This window comes from Rhodococcus sp. MTM3W5.2 (assembly GCF_001984015.1).
GTDB classification, from domain to species: Bacteria; Actinomycetota; Actinomycetes; order Mycobacteriales; family Mycobacteriaceae; genus Rhodococcus_G; species Rhodococcus_G oryzae.
Genome location: NZ_CP019572.1, coordinates 4,821,642 through 4,841,834 on the forward strand (window position 1 = coordinate 4,821,642; position 20,193 = coordinate 4,841,834).

Annotated in this window: 16 protein-coding genes and 4 pseudogenes; 6 read left to right on the plus strand and 14 right to left on the minus strand. The window is 69.9% G+C overall.

The genetic code is table 11. From position 1 onward, the window contains the following. The first annotated feature begins 47 nt into the window (after positions 1-47). The 4 genes from BTZ20_RS21980 (at position 48) to BTZ20_RS21995 (ending at position 3,136) form a co-directional block, all read left to right on the plus strand. A complete protein-coding gene (locus BTZ20_RS21980) occupies positions 48-1,175 on the plus strand; it encodes a YgfZ/GcvT domain-containing protein (RefSeq protein WP_077042812.1) in 1,128 nt (375 codons plus the stop codon). Next, on the plus strand, positions 1,172-1,840 hold the full coding sequence (locus BTZ20_RS21985; RefSeq protein WP_077042813.1) for an MOSC domain-containing protein: 669 nt from the start codon (positions 1,172-1,174) through the stop codon (positions 1,838-1,840). Before BTZ20_RS21980 ends, BTZ20_RS21985 begins: the two co-directional genes overlap by 4 nt. Continuing rightward, positions 1,837-2,793 (plus strand): asparaginase, encoded by a 957-nt coding sequence (locus tag BTZ20_RS21990; RefSeq protein ID WP_077042814.1) that lies wholly within the window; start codon positions 1,837-1,839, stop codon positions 2,791-2,793. Before BTZ20_RS21985 ends, BTZ20_RS21990 begins: the two co-directional genes overlap by 4 nt. Positions 2,794-2,929: 136 nt before the next feature. Continuing rightward, positions 2,930-3,136 (plus strand): DUF3073 domain-containing protein, encoded by a 207-nt coding sequence (locus BTZ20_RS21995; protein WP_077042815.1) that lies wholly within the window; start codon positions 2,930-2,932, stop codon positions 3,134-3,136. A gap of 157 nt (positions 3,137-3,293) precedes the next feature. Here the strand turns inward: BTZ20_RS21995 and purM are convergent. The 9 genes and pseudogenes from purM to BTZ20_RS22040 all read right to left on the minus strand — a co-directional run. Then, positions 3,294-4,351: pseudogene (gene purM / locus BTZ20_RS22000) on the minus strand (phosphoribosylformylglycinamidine cyclo-ligase); the annotation flags it as partial. A gap of 103 nt (positions 4,352-4,454) precedes the next feature. Beyond that, positions 4,455-6,053 carry an amidophosphoribosyltransferase gene (gene purF, locus BTZ20_RS22005; protein ID WP_077042817.1) on the minus strand — a complete coding sequence of 533 codons (1,599 nt, stop codon included), beginning with the start codon at positions 6,051-6,053 and terminating at the stop codon, positions 4,455-4,457. An 84-nt stretch (positions 6,054-6,137) separates the two neighbouring features. After that, the gene (locus BTZ20_RS22010; RefSeq protein WP_077042818.1) at positions 6,138-6,524 is read right to left on the minus strand and encodes a sterol carrier family protein; all 387 of its coding nucleotides are present in this window, start codon (positions 6,522-6,524) and stop codon (positions 6,138-6,140) included. Next, positions 6,521-7,159: a GNAT family N-acetyltransferase gene (locus tag BTZ20_RS22015; RefSeq protein WP_189636527.1), complete on the minus strand. Its 639-nt coding sequence runs from the start codon at positions 7,157-7,159 to the stop codon at positions 6,521-6,523. Before BTZ20_RS22015 ends, BTZ20_RS22010 begins: the two co-directional genes overlap by 4 nt. Position 7,160: 1 nt before the next feature. Beyond that, positions 7,161-8,839: pseudogene (locus tag BTZ20_RS29295) on the minus strand (alpha/beta hydrolase). Between the two features lie 124 nt (positions 8,840-8,963). Continuing rightward, positions 8,964-11,236 (minus strand): annotated as a pseudogene (gene purL / locus BTZ20_RS22025) (phosphoribosylformylglycinamidine synthase subunit PurL). A gap of 140 nt (positions 11,237-11,376) precedes the next feature. Continuing rightward, the gene (locus BTZ20_RS22030; protein WP_145982389.1) at positions 11,377-12,687 is read right to left on the minus strand and encodes a DUF4185 domain-containing protein; all 1,311 of its coding nucleotides are present in this window, start codon (positions 12,685-12,687) and stop codon (positions 11,377-11,379) included. 134 nt (positions 12,688-12,821) lie between these two features. Next, positions 12,822-14,107, minus strand: a pseudogene (locus BTZ20_RS22035) (M18 family aminopeptidase). Between the two features lie 30 nt (positions 14,108-14,137). Next, entirely contained in the window at positions 14,138-14,488 is a 351-nt protein-coding gene (locus tag BTZ20_RS22040) for a VOC family protein (RefSeq protein ID WP_077042819.1), read from the minus strand. A 144-nt stretch (positions 14,489-14,632) separates the two neighbouring features. Here BTZ20_RS22040 and BTZ20_RS22045 point away from each other — a divergent pair, with 144 nt between their 5' ends. Continuing rightward, positions 14,633-15,409, plus strand: coding sequence for a class I SAM-dependent methyltransferase (locus BTZ20_RS22045; RefSeq protein WP_145982390.1), 777 nt, complete (start codon positions 14,633-14,635; stop codon positions 15,407-15,409). 54 nt (positions 15,410-15,463) lie between these two features. After that, positions 15,464-16,426 (plus strand): Dyp-type peroxidase, encoded by a 963-nt coding sequence (locus BTZ20_RS22050; protein ID WP_077042821.1) that lies wholly within the window; start codon positions 15,464-15,466, stop codon positions 16,424-16,426. A gap of 23 nt (positions 16,427-16,449) precedes the next feature. On the opposite strand, the gene BTZ20_RS22055 is transcribed toward BTZ20_RS22050, so the two are convergent. The 5 genes from BTZ20_RS22055 to purS all read right to left on the minus strand — a co-directional run bounded on the left by BTZ20_RS22055 (position 16,450) and on the right by purS (position 20,127). Then, positions 16,450-16,929, minus strand: coding sequence for a carboxymuconolactone decarboxylase family protein (locus tag BTZ20_RS22055; protein ID WP_077042822.1), 480 nt, complete (start codon positions 16,927-16,929; stop codon positions 16,450-16,452). Positions 16,930-16,946: 17 nt separating this feature from the next. Continuing rightward, positions 16,947-18,020, minus strand: coding sequence for a dihydrodipicolinate reductase (locus BTZ20_RS22060; RefSeq protein WP_077042823.1), 1,074 nt, complete (start codon positions 18,018-18,020; stop codon positions 16,947-16,949). Positions 18,021-18,070: 50 nt separating this feature from the next. After that, entirely contained in the window at positions 18,071-19,144 is a 1,074-nt protein-coding gene (locus BTZ20_RS22065; RefSeq protein WP_077042824.1) for a dihydrodipicolinate reductase, read from the minus strand. Positions 19,145-19,216: 72 nt separating this feature from the next. Next, positions 19,217-19,894, minus strand: coding sequence for a phosphoribosylformylglycinamidine synthase subunit PurQ (gene purQ / locus BTZ20_RS22070; protein ID WP_027503414.1), 678 nt, complete (start codon positions 19,892-19,894; stop codon positions 19,217-19,219). Further along, on the minus strand, positions 19,891-20,127 hold the full coding sequence (gene purS, locus BTZ20_RS22075) for a phosphoribosylformylglycinamidine synthase subunit PurS (protein ID WP_027503415.1): 237 nt from the start codon (positions 20,125-20,127) through the stop codon (positions 19,891-19,893). The genes purQ and purS overlap by 4 nt, the downstream gene beginning before the upstream one ends. Positions 20,128-20,193: the final 66 nt, after the last annotated feature.

Here is a 20,193-nt window from a genome sequence, read left to right on the forward strand (position 1 = left end):
CCTAGGACGACCCACCGGCCGCGGCTGGACGCTCCTACTATGGAGCTGTGTCCGAGTCGCCGAGCGTCGCCCCCAGTCCGCTGCTGTCCATCCCCGGTGCCGTCGCCGGTCCGGATGATTCCCTCGACGCCGGGGTGGCCTGGCACTACGGCGACCCGCTGCGCGAGCAGCGCAGCGCCGAGAACACCGCCGCCATCGTGGACCGCTCGAACCGCTTCGTGCTCTCCATCGCCGGCGACGAGCGCCTGACCTGGCTGCACACCATCTCCAGCCAGCACATCGCGCAGCTGCCCGACGGCGGTTCCGCGGAGAACCTGAGCCTGGACCTGCAGGGCCGGGTCGAAGAGCACTTCGTGCTGACCGACCTGGACGGGGTCACCTGGATCGACACCGAACGCAGCCACGGCCCCGGCCTGCTGGCCTTCCTCCAGAAGATGGTGTTCTGGGCCAAGGCCGAGCCCGCCGCCGCGCCGGAGATGGCCGTCCTGAGTCTGCTCGGGCCCGACGTGCGCCGGCCGAAAATCCTTGCCGCGCTCGGCATCGCCTCGCTTCCCCCCGTCTACGAGGCGGTGGCGCTGCCCGGCGGCGGGTTCCTGCGCTCGATGCCGTGGCCAGGCGAACACGCCTTCGATCTGATCGTGCCGCGCGACCAGCTCGCCCGCTGGTGGGAGACGCTGACCGCCGCGGGCGCCGCGCCCGCGGGCAGTTGGGCGTTCGAGGCGCTGCGGGTGGCCGCAGTGCGCCCCCGGATCGGCGTCGACACCGACGAGCGCACCATCCCGCACGAGGCCCGCTGGATCGGCGGCATCGCCGAGCACGGGGCCGTGCACCTGGACAAGGGGTGCTACCGGGGGCAGGAGACCGTGGCCCGGGTGCACAACCTCGGCAAGCCGCCCCGACACCTGGTGCTGCTGCATCTCGACGGGTCCGCGGACACCCGCCCGGAGCCAGGCGACGCGGTCACCGCGGACGGCAGGACCGTCGGGCACCTGGGCACCGTCGTCGACCACCACGAGCTCGGCCCCATCGCACTGGCCCTGGTCAAGCGGACCGTGCCGGTGGACACCGCGCTGCTCGCCGGCTCGGTGGCCGCCTCGATCGATGCCGACTCAGTGCCCAGCTACGACGCCGTGCAGGCCGGCCGGGCCGCCGTCGACCGGCTGCGCGGCCGGTGAGCGGCGCGGGGCGCGTCGACGCCGTCTGCGTGGTGTACGCCGAGCGCGACAGCGGCACCAAGCGGGTGCCGCGCACCGCGATCGACAAGCGTCCGGTCGACGGGCCGGTACGGATCGGCCCCGCGGGCCTGGACGGGGACCACATCTGCGACACCGAGTTCCACGGCGGGACGTTCAAGGCGGTGTACGCGTACCAGCAGGACGAGGCGCAGCGGTGGGAGTCGGAGTTGGGGCGCCCGCTGCCGGCCGGCTGGTTCGGCGAGAACCTCCGGGTCAGCGGGATCGCCGCGAGCGACGCGGTGATCGGCGAACGCTGGCGCCTTGGTGACGGCGATCTCGCCGCCGAGCTGGAGGTGAGCGGCCCGCGGACCCCGTGCGGCACCTTCGGCGTGTGGGCCGGGGAGCCTCGCTGGGTCAAGCGCTTCGCCGACCGCGCCGACACCGGCGCCTACCTGCGGGTGGTGCGCGGCGGCCTGGTGACCGCGGGCGATGCGATCCACCGCGTGCACGTGCCGGCCCACGGGGTGACCGTGCGCGACCTGTTCACCGGGCGGGACCCGGAAAGTCTGGTCGCGATGCTCGAGCAGCAGCCCGACCTGTCGCCTACTGTCGCAGACAAGGCACGCCGACGGATCGCCGGACGGAAGGTGCAGGTGGAGTATTGAGCGTCGAACTGGTCGAAGTGGATCGCTCCGGTTTCCGCGAGTGCGTGCACCGCGGTTCGGTGGTCGTGCTGGACCCGGACGGCGAGGTCATCCTGGCCCTCGGCGAGGTACACACCCCGATCTACCCCCGTTCGTCGAACAAGCTCATGCAGGCCGTGGCCCTGCTGCGCAGTGGATTCGCCCCTGCCGACAACCGCGAACTGGCGATCGCCGCCGGCTCCCACGAGGGTGAGCCCGAGCACGTCGCGGTGGTGCACCGGCTGCTCACCCGCAACGGGCTCGCCGAGCACCAACTGCGGTGCCCTCCCGAGTTGCCGTCGAACGAGACAGCCCGCGCCCGCGTCCTCGCCTCCGGGGCGCTGCCGCGCCGCATCTTCATGAACTGCTCCGGCAAGCACGCGGCCATGCTCGCGGCCTGCGTGGCCCGCGACTGGCCGCTGGAGAGCTACCTGGAGCCCACACACCCCATCCAGCTGGCGGTGATGGACACCATCGCCGAACTGGCCGGTGAGACGGATTACGAGCTGGGCATCGACAGCTGCGGTCTGCCGATCGTGCCGCTCTCGCTCTCCGCCCTCGCGCGCGGATTCGCCACGCTGGCCACCGCGGCCGCCGACAGCCAGGAACGAGCGGTGGCCGATGCCGTCCGCGAGCAACCGTGGCTGGTGTCCGGCACCGGTCACGACGACTTCCTGCTGATGAGCGCCGTACCGGGCCTGCTCTGCAAGGTGGGCGCCGACGGCGTGCACGCGGGTGCGCTGCCCGACGGCACGTCCTTCGCGCTCAAGATCGACGACGGCGGCGAACGCGCCCGCCTGCCGCTCACGGCCGCGCTGCTGCACCGACTCGGGGTCGCCTGGACCGAGGATCTGGCGGAACTCGCCTCGCCACCGGTACTGGGTGGGGGTGTTCGGGTGGGCACAATTCGGGCGATTCCCGGCGTTCTGAGATAAATCAGACACCCAACGCGGCCTGGGGTGGGAGCGCACGCCGAGTTCTCAGGCTAGAGTGTGTGTCAGGAAGAAATACACACTCAAACGGGGCCGCCAAAATTCCCAGGCCGCCCCGCGGAAGCGCGAGGGGTTGGCCATGGGCCGCGGCCGGGCTAAGGCAAAGCAGACCAAGGTTGCACGCGAGCTCAAGTACAGCTCGCCGTCCACGAACTTCGACAGCCTGCAAAAGGAACTGTCCGGAGGTTCGTCCAGCTCCCACCGGAACGGGGTCCTCGCCGACCAGCGTTCCGACGACACTGCGTCGCGCTGGGACGACGACGAAAACGACGACTGGCGCCGCTGACACGGCGAAGTACAGGAATGCGGGGAAGCCCACCGGCTCCCCCGCATTTCGGCATGTACGGTCGGCGCGCAATCTCGATCTGCTGAACACATAAACGAACGGACCGTTGACTCCCCCTGAAGGGTGTCAACGGTCCGTTCGTGTCTGTCCTGTGGGATCAGAAGCGCGGGTGGTCTCCGACCATGCGAACCAGGTCGGATCCTTCCTGCTTGTCCGATGCCTTGGCGACGGTGCCGAGCGTCCAGCAGTCGATGTGGCGGGCGGTCAGCACCGCCAGCGCACGGTCGACGTCCTCCGGCGCCACGATGGCGACCATGCCGACGCCCATGTTGAAGGTCTGCTCCATCTCGGCCCGCTCCACCCGGCCGCGCTGCGCGATCATCGCGAACACCGGCGCCGGGCTCCAGGTGCCACGGTCGAGCTCGGCGACGAGCCCCTTCGGCATCACCCGGGCGAGGTTGTTCGCCAGGCCGCCGCCGGTGACGTGGCAGAACGTGCGCACGTCGGTCTCGGCGATCAGGGCCAGGCAGTCCTTGGCGTAGATCTTGGTCGGCTCGAGCAGCTCCTCACCGAGGGTCCGGCCGAACTCCTCGACGTGGCCGCCGAGCGACATGCGGTCGATCTCGAGCAACACCTTGCGGGCCAGCGAGTAGCCGTTGGAGTGCAGGCCCGACGAGCCCATGCCGATCACCACGTCGCCAGGGCGCACCCGCTGCGGGCCGAGCACGGCATCCGCCTCGACGACGCCGACGCCGGTGGCGGAGAGGTCGTAGTCGCCGTCCGCCATCAGCCCCGGGTGCTCCGCGGTCTCGCCGCCGAGCAGCGCGCAGCCGGCGATGATGCAGCCGTCGGCGATGCCCTTGACCAGCTCGGCGACCCGCTCCGGCACGACCCGGCCGACGGCGATGTAGTCCTGCAGGAACAGCGGCTCGGCGCCGCACACCACGAGGTCGTCGACGACCATCGCGACCAGGTCGAGGCCGAGGGTGTCGTGCTTGTCCATGGCCTGCGCGACGGCGATCTTGGTGCCGACGCCGTCGGTGGAGGCCGCGAGCAGCGGCTCCTTGTACCCACCCTTGAGCGCGAACAGCCCGGCGAACCCGCCGAGGCCGCCGATCACCTCGGGGCGGCTCGCCTTCTTGGCCAGCGGGGCGAACAGCTCGACGGCCCTGTCTCCGGCCTCGATGTCCACCCCGCCGCCGCGTAGGAGGCGCCGGTGGGCGGTCGTTGTCGTCGGTCATCGGATTCGCTGCTCCAGCCATCTTCTCGGCGGCGCCTTGGGGCACCGCATGGTGATCTACGTGTGGGCGCAAAGCGCCTACGGTCGACTCAACGCGCTCGCGTTGTCGTTGTCCTGCTTCGCCGCGGCGCCCGCGGTGCTCTCCAGCATTCCCTCGAGCACGTTCTTACCCATCGAGGTCTCGGTCGGCAGCGCAATCGGGTAATTGCCGTCGAAGCACGCCGAGCACAGTCGGGACGCGGGCTGCTCGGTTGCGGCGATCATGCCCTCGATCGAGACGTAGCCCAGGGTGTCGGCGCCGATCGAGCGGCGCACGCCCTCGAGCATCTCGTCCATGCTGTGACTGGTCACGCCGCCGGCCTCGCTGGCCCCTGCGCCGTTGGCGATCAGCTCCGCGGGTGAGGCGAAGTCGATGCCGTAGAAGCAGGGCCACTTGACCGGCGGGGAGGCGATCCGCACGTGGATCTCCAACGCGCCCGCCTCGCGGAGCATCCGGATCAGCGCGCGCTGGGTGTTGCCGCGGACGATGGAGTCGTCCACGACGATCAGGCGCTTGCCGCGGATGACCTCTTTGAGCGGATTGAGCTTGAGCCGGATGCCGAGCTGCCGGATCGTCTGCGACGGCTGGATGAAGGTGCGGCCGACGTAGGCATTCTTCATCAGGCCCTGGCCGTAGGGAATGCCGGAACCCTGCGCGTAGCCGACCGCGGCCGGGGTGCCGGACTCGGGAACGGGGATCACCAGGTCGCCCTCGATCGGATGCTCCTTGGCGAGCCTGCGACCGATCTCGACGCGGGTGGCATGCACCGAACGGCCGGAGATGATGCTGTCCGGGCGTGCCAGGTAGACGTACTCGAACACACAGCCCTTGGGCGTCGGGTTCGCGAAACGCGAGGAGCGGACGCCGTCGGCGTCGATCGCCAGCATCTCGCCCGGCTCGATGTCGCGGACGAACGAGGCGCCGACGATGTCGAGCGCGGCGGTCTCGCTGGCGACGACCCAGCCGCGGTCGAGACGGCCGAGGCAGAGGGGGCGGACACCGTGCGGATCGCGTGCCGCGTACAGGGTGTGCTCGTCCATGAAGGTCAGGCAGAACGCGCCACGCAGAGTGGGCAGCAGCTCCATCGCGGCCTGCTCGATGGTGCGGTCGGCAGCCGCGTGGGCGAGCAGCGCGCCGACGAGGTCGGAGTCGGAGGTGCCCCGGCCTGGCTGCTTGGGGTTGATGAGCCCGGCCTCGCGCGCCCTGGTCGCCAGCTCCGCCGTGTTCACCAGGTTGCCGTTGTGGCCGAGCGCGATGCCCGTGCCCGCCGCGGTGGTCCGGAAGATCGGCTGGGCGTTCTCCCAGGTGGTGGACCCGGTGGTCGAGTACCGACAGTGCCCGACGGCGACGTGCCCCGGCATCGCGCCGAGAGTCTGCTCGTCGAACACCTGGCTGACCAGGCCGAGGTCCTTGAAGACCAGCACCTGAGAGCCGTCGGCGACGGCGATGCCCGCTGCCTCCTGGCCACGGTGCTGCAGCGCGTAGAGGCCGTAATAGGTGAGCTTCGCCACATCCTCACCGGGAGCCCAGACGCCGAAGACGCCACACTCCTCGCGGGGCGGCTGCTCGTCCTGATCCGACAGGTCTGCGGGTGCGAGAAGATTCGGGCTGTTGACCGACAATTCGGCTGGAGTCACCGGGGTTGCTCCCTAGGGGGTGGGATGGGGGCAAGGTCATTCTACGGGTTAACGGCGCGTGTACTGACCACAGGCCTCCCGGTCTCAGAAGCGGAGCAGCGGCAGCCAGTGCTCGATCTCGCGGGCCCTGGTGCCCGACGCCGTGAGCGCGCCCGTCGCCGAGGCGTCGTCGAACGTCAGTCCCCCGGTCACCAGCAGCAGCCAGCTCCGCGGATCGGTCTCCACCACGTTCGGCGGGGTGCCCCTGGTGTGGCGCGGCCCCGCGACGCACTGCACCGCGACGAACGGCGGCACCCGCACCTCCACCGAGGAGCCCGGCGCGGTGTTCTCGAGGGTCCTCGCGCTGAGCCGGACGGCGGCCGCCAGCTGGGCGCGGCTCGGCGCAGGAGCCTCCGAGTCGGCCAGCCAGTCGCGGACCTCGAGCAGCGCCGCCCTCAGGTCGGCGGGCTCGATCTTCTTGCGTGCGGTCACCGCGCCAACCCATCGGCGGCGGGCCGGTTCGCGGATCGGCGCGAGATGCGCGCGAGCAGGCCGTCCCGCACCCGGGTCCATTCTTCGTCCGTCACCGAGTAGACGATCGTGGTCCGCACCGTGCCGTCGCGCCTGCGGGCGTGCCGACGCAGCGCACCCTCCTCGATTGCGCCGATCGCGGTGACGGCGGCGCGCGAGCGTATGTTCTGGTCGTCGACGTTGAGTTCCACCCGGCGCGCCCCAAGAGTGTCGAAAACATGTTCCAGCACAAGCAGTTTCGACTCGGCATTGATCGCCGTGCCCCGCACGCGGGATGCGAGCCAGGTGTAGCCCACCGTCACCCGACCGTGTAGCTCGCTCATGTTGTAGATCGAGGTGGTACCGACGATCTCACCGGTCGCGACGTCCACCTGCGTGAGTGTCTGCCGCCCGGACCGTAGCGCGTGGTCGACCGACGCCACCGACGGCGGCTCCGACTCGATCCCATACGGGAAGAAGCGCAACGTCTCGGGATCGTCGTGCGCCCTCGCCAGCCCGTCGACGTCGGCAGGCGTCGTCGGGCGCAGCAGCACGAACTCACCACGCAGTGTCGGCGCCTCGCGCCAGTGGTCCGTCACGATCCCCCCGCTGTCCACGTCACTTCTCCGGTCCCTGCGTTCCTGCCCTCGCATCGATCGCCGCGCGGACACGTTCGGTGTCGTCGGCTGTCCAGCCCTCGGGAGCGGCCACCGCGACCCAGCCGTCGAGCACGGTGGTGCCGTAGTTGTGGCCGTGACCGTCGGGCACCCCCGCCGCGTTGGCGAGGTCGGCCGCGACCTGCCAGAACGTGACGAACGGGAACCAGCGCATGTCCGGCAGGCGGTCGTCGCCCGGCGCCTCCGACAGCCAGTCCGGGCGATTGAAGATCAGGTCGGGGCTCCACCACACCACCGGGTCCGACGGGTGCTGGATGTAGAGCACCCGCGGCTTCATCCACGGGGAGGGCGGACTCCCGATCGAGGCCGCGTCGTTGGCGAAACGCACCACCAGCCCGTCGGAGTACACCGGTTCGACCTGCCGGGTGCCCGGGTCCCGCCGCGCTTCGAGCTGGCTCCACAGGGTGTTCGAGTTCGGCGGACCCACCCACAGCACCCCGTCGACGGTCTCCCGGATGTCGGCGAGGCCGTCGAATGCCGCCTCGCCTGCCTGCGTCCCGAGGCTCTCGCCGTAGATCAGCAGTTTGGGCCTGGTCTCCGCGGGCTCGCGCAGCCAGCGCTCGTGCACGCGGTCGATCAGCGCGCTCCCGGCCTCGGCCGCCTTGTTCCGGTCCGCGAGGAACGAGATCCAGCTGGGCAAGTACGAGTACTGGCTGGCGACGAGGGCGCTGTCACCGTTGTGCACCAGCTCGATCGCCTCGGCCGCGGTCGGGTTGACCCAGCCGGTGCCGGTGGTCGGGATGACCACCAGCACGCTGCGCTGGAAGGCACCGGTGCGCTCGAGCTCGGAGATCACGACGTCCAGCCGGGCATCGGCGTCCTGCGCCGTCTCGAGCCCGGCGTACACCCGGATCGGTTCGGGCGCAGGCTTCCCGTTCACGGCCGTCAGCTCGTCGGCGTGCATGCCCCGCGAGACGAAGTTGCGGCCTTCGAAGCCGAGCGACTCCCAGCTGGCGTACGAGTCGGGGCTGCCGGACCGCTCGGGGCGGTCGGCTGCTCGACACCCTCGCGGGTGGTGTTGTTCTGCAGGCTGAACGCGGAGTTGATCGCCGCGTAGGTGGCGTCGAACAGCACGTCCGTCACCATGGTGTAGCTGAGGAACGCCACCAGCACCACGCCGATCGGGGCCGCGGCGGAACGCGGCACCTTCAGCCACCGGTTCAGGTAGCGGGCGACCAACCTGACCAGGTCCCGGAGCACCCGCCACAACGAGATCAGCAGCGCCGCGACCAGCATGCTGAGCAACAGCGTCCGCAGGTAGCCGGTGGTGGTGGTGCCCTCCGCGTCGGTCAGCGCGGCCAGCTCACGCTGCCAGGCGGCCGCCGCGATGAGCATGCCGATCGACACCAGCAGCGACAGGGTTGGCACCGCGATCTTGAGCGCCAGCTGGACCTTGGTGGGCGGCGGCCACCAGGGCAGCCGCGCCAGCAGCAGCCGGTTGACCGCCCATCCGACCGCGGTTCCGACGCCGTAGCCGATGGCCGCGGTGATGCCACCGATCAGGCCCTGGTAGAGCCAGTCCCGGGGAAGCAGGGACGGCGTCAGCGACCAGCAGAAGAACAGCGCAGCGAACGCGATGCCCGTGTAGTCCAGCCGCAGCAGACCCCACGCCCAGCCCACGAAGGGGTGCCGCTCCCGAAGTTCCTCGGGAGAGGCGAGGACCTCGACCCAGCTGGACTGCTCGTGCTTCGTCCCGACCGTTCCCCCGGCCTGCTTGGTCCCGACCTCTCCCCCGGTCAAGGACTCAGCCGAAGAGTTCGGGGAGAGTCGCCTCCGACAGTTCGCGCAGCTCGGCCATGGTCACCGAGAACTGACCCTGGACCTCGAGCGAGTCGGAGCCCTCGTCGACGACGCCGATGCGCACCCACGGCAGGCCGCGGGCGGTGCACATGCCGGTGAACCGGGTCTCCTCGGTGCGCGGCACCGCGACCAGGACTCGTCCGGCCGACTCGGAGAACAGCGTGACGAACGGGTCCGCGCCCTCGGGGAGCAGGATCCGGCAGCCGGTCTCGCCTGCCAGCGCGGCCTCGACGACCGCCTGCGCGAGGCCGCCCTCTGACAGGTCGTGCGCGGCGCTGATCAGCCCGTCCCGCGAGCCGGCCAGCAGGATGTCGGCGAGCAGCTGCTCGCGCGCCAGATCGACCTTCGGCGGCACGCCACCGAGGTGATCGTGCTCGACCTGTGCCCAGATCGAGCCATCGAGCTCATCGTGGGTGTCGCCCAGCAGGATCAGGGTCTCGCCCGGCTCCAGGCCCAGTCCGGTGGGGATGCGGCGGTGCACGTCGTCGATCACGCCGAGCACGGCGACCACAGGGGTCGGCAGGATCGCCGTCGAGCCGGTCTGGTTGTAGAAGCTGACGTTGCCGCCGGTGACCGGGATGCCGAGGGTGGCGCACCCGTCCGCGAGGCCGCGCACGGCCTGCTGGAACTGCCACATCACGCCCGGGTCCTCCGGCGAGCCGAAGTTGAGGCAGTTGCTGACGGCCTTCGGGGTCGCACCGGTGACCGCAACGTTCCGGAACGCCTCGGCGAGCGCGAGCTGGGCACCGGCGTACGGGTCCAGCACGGTGTAGCGGCCGGAGGCGTCGGTGGCCAGCGCGATACCGCGGCCGGTCTCCTCGTCGATCCGGATGACGCCCGCATCGGCCTGCTCGGCGAGCACGGTGTTGCCGCGCACGTAGCGGTCGTACTGCTCGGTGATCCACTTGCGGCTGCACAGCTGCGGCGAGGCCACCATGTTCAGCAGCGTCGTCTTCAGCTCCTCCGGCGTGGTCGGACGCGCGAGGGCTGCGGTGGTGTCCGCGACGAGCGCGTCCTGGGTGGCGGGGCGCTGCACGGGACGCTCGTAGACGGGGCCCTCGTGCGCGACGGTGCGCGGCGGCACGTCCACCACGTTCTCGCCGTGCCAGTCGATGGTGAGCCGGTCGCCGTCGGTGACCTCACCGATGACGGTGGCGAGCACGTCCCACTTGCGGCAGACCTCCATGAACGCGTCCACGTTCTCGGGGTGACCACGGCGCACATCCGCTCCTGCGACTCGCTGGAGAGGATCTCCGCCGCGGTCATGCCGGTCGCGCGGGTCGGCACCTTGTCCAGGTCGATGTGCATGCCGCCGTCGCCCGCGGCCGCGAGCTCGGAGGTGGCACAGGACAGCCCGGCACCGCCGAGGTCCTGGATGCCGACGACCAGCTTCGCCTTGTACAGGTCGAGACAGCACTCGATGAGCACCTTCTCGGTGAACGGGTCGCCGACCTGCACGGCGGGCAGCTTCTTGGGGCGGCCGCCGGACGACTCGTCGAAGGTCTCCGATGCGAGCACGGAAACGCCGCCGATGCCGTCGAGGCCGGTGCGCGCGCCGAACAGGATGATCTTGTTGCCCGCGCCGGAGGCGAAGGCCAGGTGCAGGTCCTCGACCCGCATCGCGCCCGCGCACAGCGCGTTCACCAGCGGGTTGCCCGCGTAGGAGGCGTCGAACACCGTCTCGCCACCGACGTTCGGCAGGCCGAGGGAGTTGCCGTAGCCGCCGATGCCGCGCACCACGCCGTCGACGACCCGGCGGGTGTCGGGCGCGTCCGCCGCGCCGAAGCGGAGCTGGTCCATGACCGCGATCGGGCGGGCGCCCATCGCCATGATGTCGCGGACGATGCCGCCGACGCCGGTCGCCGCGCCCTGGTAGGGCTCGATGTAGGAGGGGTGGTTGTGCGACTCCACCTTGAAGGTGACCGCCCAGCCGTCGCCGATGTCGACGACGCCTGCGTTCTCACCGATGCCCGCGAGCATCGAGGAGCGCATCTCGTCGGTGGTGGTCTCGCCGAAGTACTTCAGGTGCACCTTGGAGGACTTGTAGGAGCAGTGCTCGCTCCACATCACCGAGTACATCGCGAGCTCGGCATCGGTCGGGCGCCGACCGAGGATCTCCTTGATCCGGGCGTACTCGTCTTCCTTGAGTCCCAGTTCCTTGAAGGGCTGGGCGACATCCGGGGTCGCTGCGGCCTTGGTGACGGTGTCGACCTGCACGGTGCTCGTCTCTGAAGACACGGGGAGTCGGGTCCCTTCCCTGGAGGAGTCAAATCGGCCGCGGCTGGCGCCACGCTGCCTGGGCAAAGTCTAACTGCCAGGACAGCGTGCCCCCGCACTGGTAGCGGCCACCCGCGCCGTCACTGCTCGTCGGGGTACTCCACCCGCAGCAGCCGCGCGTCTCCTGTGGTCGCCGGGTCGGGACGGTCGACCTGATCCGTGGCCTTCATCTGCAGACCGTTCAGGTCGGTGCGCATGTAGATGACGTTGTAGCGATCCCAGGTGGTGGCCACGAACTCCAGGTGCTGGCCCGTGGCCCACGGATGCATGAAGCCGCCGTAGAGCGCGGGCACCAGCACCCCGCTGAGAATGGTCTGCTTGCCGCTCCACGGACCCTCGAGCCGATCCGCCTGCCGGATCACGAGCGAGTTGGTCTCGTCGGTGTACATCGCCACCCACTTGTTCAGATAGTCGTTCCACTGCACCTGGAGCTCGCTGACCGGCGAGCCGATCACCGGTGTCGCCTGCGCGAGGTCGGCGACCCATGCGCTGCCGTTCCAGTACGTGTAGGCGTTCAGGTCGCGGATCTGAGCGGCAGGGACACGGGCGAGCAGCGCGGTGCCCTGCCTGCCGGACTCGGTGCCGTACTCGTAGACGAAGCCGTCCTTGCCGTCGACGAAAGCGCTCTGCTGGAACTTCGAATTGGCCGGGCTGACCGCAGGGATGCCCGGGATTCCGATGCCCTCGGTGTTGGCGCGGACGGTCGCCAGGTCCGCGGTCCAGTTCTCCCCGTTGTCGGTCGAGTACGCGATGGCCGAGTAGTTGGTGGTCCAGTTGCCGGGGGTGTCCCAGGACCGCACCGACATGAACCGGACGTACTGCACCCCGTTCACCGCGATGCCCGCGGTGGGGATGGTCGTGTACTCGCCGGGGATCGCGAAGCCGGGGATGATCTCCTTGGAGTTGTTCGGGCCTGCCAGCGGCGAGCTGTCGATCCGCATGCCGTCGGACAGCACGGTGTCGGAACTGCGGAACAGGACGTTGCTCCGCCAGTCGTCGCCGTCCGCCTCGCAGTCGCCGACGGTGTCGCCGAAGGCCATCAGCACGTCGTGGCGGCCGAGCGCGTTTCCGTTGTCCCACATGATGCCCAGGTCGGTTCCCGAGACGTTGAAGCGCGAGATGGTGTTGTTCGGACTGCCCGGCCCCGTGACCATTTCGATCGCCTTGGTCTTTCCGGTCAACTGCGGGACGCCGCCGTCCGGCGAGCCGGTGATCCACGGCAACGCCCCGGCAAGCGAGCCCGTGCTGCTACCGCCGGAACTGCCCGATCCGCCCTGACCACATGGGCCGCCCTCGGCCGCCGAGGCCGGCGAAACCGCCGACGCCGCAAGGGCAACCGCGACCACCGTGGTGGACAGGGCAGACGACCACGACCGACTCAGTGCATGCACGGAGATGTTCCTCTCGGGGCTGGGCAGGGCGCGCGGAAAGGTGCGCGGCCCAGCCAACCACGAGAAATTTGTTACTGAGGTGACTGCTGGGGCAATTGTTACTAAACGTCAACAAACACCTTCGTCGACCGGCCCTAGTCCGCGGGCGTCAGGAAGGCCGCGAGCGCCTCGGCATACGAGGTCACGTCGGCCGCGCCCATCAGCTCCCGCGCCGAGTGCATCGCGAGTTGCGCGGCCCCCACGTCGACGGTGGACAGCCCGGTCCGCGACGCGGTGATCGGTCCGATGGTGGAACCACACGGCAGGTCCGCGCGGTGCACGTAGCGCTGCAGCGGCACACCCGCCTGATCGCAGGCGAGGGCGAAGGCGCCCGCCCCTGCCGCATCGGTGGCGTAGCGCAGGTTCTGGTTGACCTTGAGCACCGGGCCACCGTTGATCTCGATCCGGTGCGCGGGCTCGTGCCGGTCCGGGTAGTTCGGGTGGGTGGCGTGCGCCATGTCCCGGACGCGCACACCGAGCCTGCCATCGCGCGCAGGAAGTCCTCACGGCCGCCGCCGCGCGCCAGCACGATCCGCTCGAGCACCGAGTTCAGCAGGTCGGAGAAGGCGCCGCGGTCGGACATGCTGCCGACCTCCTCGTGGTCGAACAGGGCCAGCACCGGAATCGCCTCGGCCGGGTTCTCCACCGCGGCGAGCAGCGCCCGGCTGCCCGCGTAGCAGGTGCCCTGGTTGTCCAGTCGGGGCGCGCTGACCAGCTCGTCGTGCGGCCCGACCACCGCGCTCGGCGCCAGGTCGTGGGTCATCAGTTCCCAGCCGAGCACCGCACCCTGATCGACGCCCGCCTCCTCGGCCAGGAAGCCGAGGAACCGCCGCGGCGAGGAGCCGACACCCCAGATCGCGTTCACGTGCCGCTGCGGGTCGAGCTGCACCCCCTTGCGATCCTCCGACAGGTGGATGGCCAGCTGCGGCACCCGCAGGATCGGCCGATCCACTCGGATCAGCTTCTCCCGCAGCGTGTTTCCGTCGCGGATGCTCAACCTGCCGGAGATGCCCAGGTCGCGGTCCAGCCAGGAGTTGAGCCACGCACCGCCGTACGGCTCGAGGCCGACCAGCTGCCAGCCTGCGGACTCGAGGTCGGGGTGCTGCTTGACCCGCAGGTTCGGGCTGTCGGTGTGGCCGCCGACGATCCGGAACGGCGCCGCCTCCCGCCCGCTGGCCTCGGTGCTCCACGCGACCAGCGAGCCGCCGCGCACGAGGAAATAGCGGCCGGGCGCCGACGGCCAGCCCTGGGTCTCCCGCAGCCGCACGAACCCAGCGGCGGTCAGCTCGGCCGCGACCGTTTCACAGACGTGGAACGGCGACGGCGACGCGTCGACGAAGGAGCAGAGCCCGGTTGCGGTGGCGTCGGTGAGCTGCGGCATGAGTCGATCCTAGTGACCGGGTCGACCCCGTCAGTGGCTGCCCGACACGCAGAACCTGTTCCCGTCCGGGTCGGTGAGGGTGACCCACCGGAAGCCGTCCATGTCGTGCCGCTCGTACTCCTGCGCGCCTGCAGTGGTCAGCCGGGCCACCTCCGCGTCGAGGTCCTCCGCGATCAGGTCGAGATGCACCCGGTTCTTGCCAGGCGTGGGGTCCGGCACCTTCTGAAAGGCCATCTTGTGCGCGGCGCCCGGTACATCGACCATGTAGAACCAGCCGTCGTTCTCCTGTTCGACGCTGCCGCCGACCTGCTCCGCCCACCACGCGGCGAGCGGCCCCGGTTCGACGCTGTCGAAGGTGATCATGCCCAGTGTCAGTGTCATGGCCGAACGCTACCGCCGGGCACCGACATCCACCGCGGAAACCTACCGAGCGCCTTCCTTGCCGAGGTCCAGTTCCTCTGTGAGACTGCACAGGTCGTGGTGACGGCCACGAAGGGTTGCACCCAACGGGCGAACGAGGCAACGATGCGTAACTACGCTCAGAGCGTTCTGGGACATGACATGCCTGACGAGCTTCAGCGACTACGACTGCTCGAGTCGTTCACCGATCCGGTGACGTTGCCCATTTTGGAATCGCTCGATGTCGGATCAACATGGCGATGCCTCGACGTCGGCGCCGGAGCCGGATCGGTCGCGCGCAGCCTCGCCTCCAGCGCGGCTGATGGCAGCGTCGTCGCCACCGACGTGGATGTTCGCTTCTTGCCGACCGATATCCACAATCTGAAGCCGGCAGCGCACGACATCGTCATCGATGACTTCCCGCATGCCTCGTTCGACCTGGTTCATTCGCGGCTCGTCCTCGAATACCTTCCGGCGCGCGACGAGATCTTGCGCCGCATGGCTGGGTGGCTCGCCCCAGGAGGTTGGTTATGTCTGGGGAGTCTGGATATCAGCGAGGGCCTGTCCTCTCCGTTTCCACCCGTTCGTGCAGCGATGACGAGTCTCGCTGCAGCGATGCGCGCACACCTCGGCGCGGACATCGGATACGGGCGGCGTGCGACAGGGACGATGCGTGAACTCGGGCTGCGCGACGTCACGCTCACCGGTACGCCGTTCGTCCTTGGCGACGGGGGCACGGGAGACCAGTTCTTCGGCGCGATGCTGAACCGATTCCAACCGCTCCTGCGCGCTTCCGGTCACACGTCGGCTGCAGATGACATGGCAAAGGGAATCGAATGGCTCGCCCAGCCATCCGGAATCGACTTCGGTGGCATCCTCATGACGACGTTCGGGCGTCGCTGATCGCGAGGGTCGCAACCGCCGATGACCAAATCACCATGAAAACCGGAGTCCTCGATGACCGAATCGCCTCGCCCGCCTCGGGCTCCCGAGTCCCAGACGGTGGCCAGTCCCCTCTCCCCTGCTGCGATCTTCCTCGTCGCGACCGTCGACGCCGAGGGCGAGGCGCTCACCCGCTCGCTGCTCGCGGACGCCGCGGGCCTACGGCGGGCGGTCGGGCTGCGGGTGCCGGGATCGGGCCTGGAACTGATCGTCAGCATCGGCTCGGACGCCTGGGACCGACTGTTCGCCGGGCCGCGGCCCGCGCAGCTGCACCGGTTCCCGGCGTTGCGCGGCGGGAAGCACCAGGCCCCGTCGACCCCGGGCGACCTGCTCTTCCACATCCGGGCGATGAGCCTCGACGCCTGTTTCGAACTCGCACACCAGATCGCCAAGCGGCTCGCGGGCGCGGCCACCGTCGTCGACGAGGTGCACGGGTTCCAGTACTTCGAGAACCGCGACCTGATCGGCTTCGTGGACGGCACCGAGAACCCGTCCGGGCGAGGCGCCGTCGCGGCGGTCACCGTTGGAGACGAGGACCCGGCCTTCGCGGGTGGCTCCTACGTGCACGTGCAGAAGTACCTGCACGACATGTCGGCATGGGAGGCGCTGCCGGTTCCCGAGCAGGAGAACGTGATCGGGCGCACCAAGCTCGAGGACATCGAGATGAGCGCCGACGTCAAGCCCGCGAACTCGCACGTCGCGTTGACCGCCATCGAGGACGAGGACGGCGGGTCGCTGGAGATCCTGCGCGCGAACATGCCGTTCGGCCGCGTCGGCGACGGCGAGATGGGCACGTACTTCATCGGCTACTGCCGCACGCCGGCGATCACCGAACGGATGCTCGCGAACATGTTCCTCGGCGATCCGCCCGGCAATCACGATCGGCTGCTCGACTTCTCGGTTCCGGTCACCGGATCGGCGTTCTTCACCCCGAGCGCCGACTTCTTCGACGCGCTACCCGGGGCTCCGACCGACTGATCGGGCCGGGCCCCGGCGGGGCCTCAGTGGCCCGGCAGCACGCAGACGCTGTCGAGGCCGAGCACGTGATTGAGCCGGCCGAACGCCAGCCACGAGCCGATGCTCATGGACAGCTCGACGACCTCGGCCTGGGTGTAGTGCTCGAACATCCGGGTCCAGAACTCGTCGTCCAGCCCGTGGTGGTCGAGCGCGTACCGCTCCGCGTACTCGGCCGCCAGCCGGGTGCGGTCGTCGAAAACGTCGGTGGTGCGCCAGTTCTCGACCGCGTCGTCGAAACCGGCCTCCACCTTCTTGCCGTCCCGTTCGGTGCGCCAGTCCTGGCAGAAGATGCAGCCGTTGATCTGCGCGATCCGCAGCCGGGCGGCCTCGAACGCGCGCAGGTCGATGGTCGAGTGTTCGTACACGGACAGCGAGAACTTCGAGGCCGCGATCCCGATACCGGGGACCATCTCGCCCCAGACGTACCCGATCGGGTCCTTGTCTTCGGGAATGTCGATGAGCATGGCTCGTCCTTTCGTGACTACCGTTTTCCGAGTTTGCCGACTGCGGGGCGCAGCGGGACGTCGAGTGCGTCGTAGATTCCTGGTTCCGCGGCCACCAGCCAGTCGATGGCGCTCACCAGTCGCCCGACCGCGGTGGCGTTTCCGCCCGCGGACCGGCTGCCGTCCTCGTCGGTGCACTCGACCGACACCTCGATGCGCGGCCGGCCCTCGATGATGACCCGGTGGGCGCCGTCGCCGTCCGGCGGCATCGGCCAGTCGGTGGCGCACGTCGGGTGGATCCGGGTGACGTGTTCGATGACGATGCGGGGCTCGCCATCGACGATGCCCTGCACCTCGAACCGCACCGCACCCTGGGTGCCCGCCTCGAAGTCGCCCATCGTCTTGGTGGTGACGGTCGCGTCGAGCGCGCGCCGATCGAGGGTCTCGCGGATCTCCTCGAGCTCGACGCCCAGCGCTCGCGCCATCATCCGGATCTGCCCGCCCCACACCATGGTCGGGATCGTCGGCGCGATCATCGGCGGCAGGTAGTCCATCGGCTGGCCCATGCCCACCAGGTAGCGCACCGAGTCGGGCTGGTCGTAGGTGGAGTAGTCGAAGATCTCCTGGCAGCGGATGACGTCGACGGTGCTGCCGAGCCCGCTGAGCAGCAGCGGCAGCACGTCGTTGCCCCAGCCGGGGTCGACACCGGAGGCGAACAGCGAGCCGCCGCCCTCCGCGATGGCGGCCAGCACCGGGTCCCGCAGTTCGGGAGGGGCGTTGGTCGGGTCATAGAGCGGGTACAGCGCGGGACTGACGACGACGGCGCCTGCGCGGATCGCCCGGCAGATGTCGGCGAGGGCGTCATCCGGCCGGATGTCGCCGGAGGCCGCGTACACCACCGCCCCCGGGCTGGCGGCCAGCACCGCCTCGATGTCGTCGGTCGCGGCGACCCCCAGCTCGGCGCCGAGCCCGGACAGGTCGCCCGCGTCGCGACCCACCTTGTCGGGGTTGTTCACGATCACGTTCGTGAGCTTGAGCGCCGGGTGCGCATCGACTGCCCGGATAGCCGCCCGGCCGACATTTCCGGTACCCCACACCACCGTTGAGATCATGGCCGGGACGCTACCCAACTGAAACACGTTCTCGTGGGCGTTCGGCCGACTCAGGCGGGGGCGTCCGCCAACTCCGGTGCGCTCGCCGGGCGCACCGGGACGTCGAGCGCGTCGTAGAGGCCAGGGGCCTGGCCGGCGAGCCAGTCGATGGCGCCGACCAGCCGCCCCACCGACATCGCCTCGTCGCCGCCGGTGGGGGCGGCGCCCACCACGATCATCGCGATCTGTGCCTCGCCCTCGACCATCACCCGATGCGCCGCGGACTGCCCGTGCGGCGGGCTCGGCCAGTCCGGCGCGCACGTCGGGTCGATGCGATTGACGTGCTCGATCACGATGCGCGGCTCACCGCCGACGATGCCCTGCACCTGCAGGCGCAGCGCGCCCTGCCCACCGGCGTCGAACTTGCCCATCGTGTCGGTCTCGATCGAGGCCTCGAGCGGCCGCCGTTCGAGGGTCTCGCGGATCTCGTCGAGCTCGACGCCGAGCGCCCTGGCCATCAACCGCACCTGGCCGCCCCATACCGTCGTCGGCATCCTTGGCGCGATCATCGGAGCCAGATAGTCCAGCGGCTCGCCCATCCCCACGAGGTAGCGCACCGAGTCGGGCTGGTCGAAACCGGAATAGTCCACGATCTCCTGGCAGTGGATCCGGTCGACGCCCGCGCCGAGCCCACCGACCAGCAGCGGCACCATCTCGTTCGTCCAGTCGGCGTCGACGCACGTCACGAAGAGCGAGCCGGTGCCCTCCGCGATCGCGGCGCGGATCTCCTCGCGCAGCTCGTGCCGATCGTCGCGATGGTCGTACAGCGGGTAGATCGACGGGGTCACCACGATCGCGCCGACCCGGAGCGCCGCGCAGATGTCGGCGACCACCTCGGCCGAGCGGATGTCACCCGAGGCCGCGTACACCACCGCGCGCGGGCCGGTCGCCAGGACGGCCGCGACGTCGTCGGTCGAGCGCACCCCGAGCACCCGGCCCAGGCCGCCGAGGTCGCCCGCGTCGCGCCCGGACCTGCCGGGGTTGTGCACGAGCACGGCCGCCAGTTCCAGACGAGGGTGCGCGTCGACCGCGCGAATCGCCGCGCGCCCGAAGTTCCCTGTCCCCCACACGATCGTCGAGATCATGGCCGGACGGTAGCAAAAAGGCGGACCGGATGACCGGTCCGCCCTTTGTGCGGGATTCGACTCGAACTCAGCTCAGGCGGTGAGGACCGCGTCCAGCGCCGAGTAGAACATGCCGAGGCCGTCGTCGCTGGGTCCGGTCAGCGACTCGGTCGCGTGCTCGGGATGCGGCATCAGGCCGACGACCCGGCCGTTCGCCGAGGCGATGCCCGCGATCGCGCGCTGCGAGCCGTTCGGGTTGTCGCCCGAGTAGCGGAACACCACGCGGCCCTCGCCCTCGAGCTCGTCGAGGACCTTCTCCGAGGCCTGGTACCGGCCCTCGCCGGACTTGAGCGGGATGAGGATCTCGGCGCCCGACTCGTACCTCGAGGACCACGCGGTCGAGGTGGACTCCACCTTCAGCCACTGGTCCCGGCAGATGAAGTGCAGGCCCTCGTTGCGGGTCAGGGCGCCGGGGAGCAGTCCCGCCTCGCACAGCACCTGGAAGCCGTTGCAGATGCCGAGCACCGGCATGCCGCCCGCCGCGGCCTTGATGACCTCTTCCATCACCGGCGCGAACCGGGCGATGGCGCCGCAGCGCAGGTAGTCGCCGTAGGAGAAGCCGCCGGGCACGATGACCCCGTCGACGCCCTTGAGATCGGCATCGCCGTGCCAGAGGCTGACCGCCTCGCCGCCTGCCAGGTTCACCGCACGGGCAGCGTCGACGTCGTCGAGGGTGCCGGGGAAAGTGATGACTCCGATACGGGCGCTCACTGGACTCGGGTGACCTTCCAGTCCTCGATCACCGTGTTGCACAGCAGCGACTCGGCGATCTTCTCCAGCTCGGCGTCGTCGACGCTGTCGTCGACCTCGAGCTCGAAACGCTTGCCCTGGCGAACATCCGACACTCCGGTGAACCCGAGTCGGGGCAGGGCGCCGACAACTGCCTGCCCTTGGGGATCGAGAATCTCGGCCTTGGGCATGACATCGACAACGACACGGGCCACGTGCTGCTCCTCGCTAGGTGCTCCGGTGCGCCCGGGAATGATCCGCCGGGCAACAGGCAGTTTACC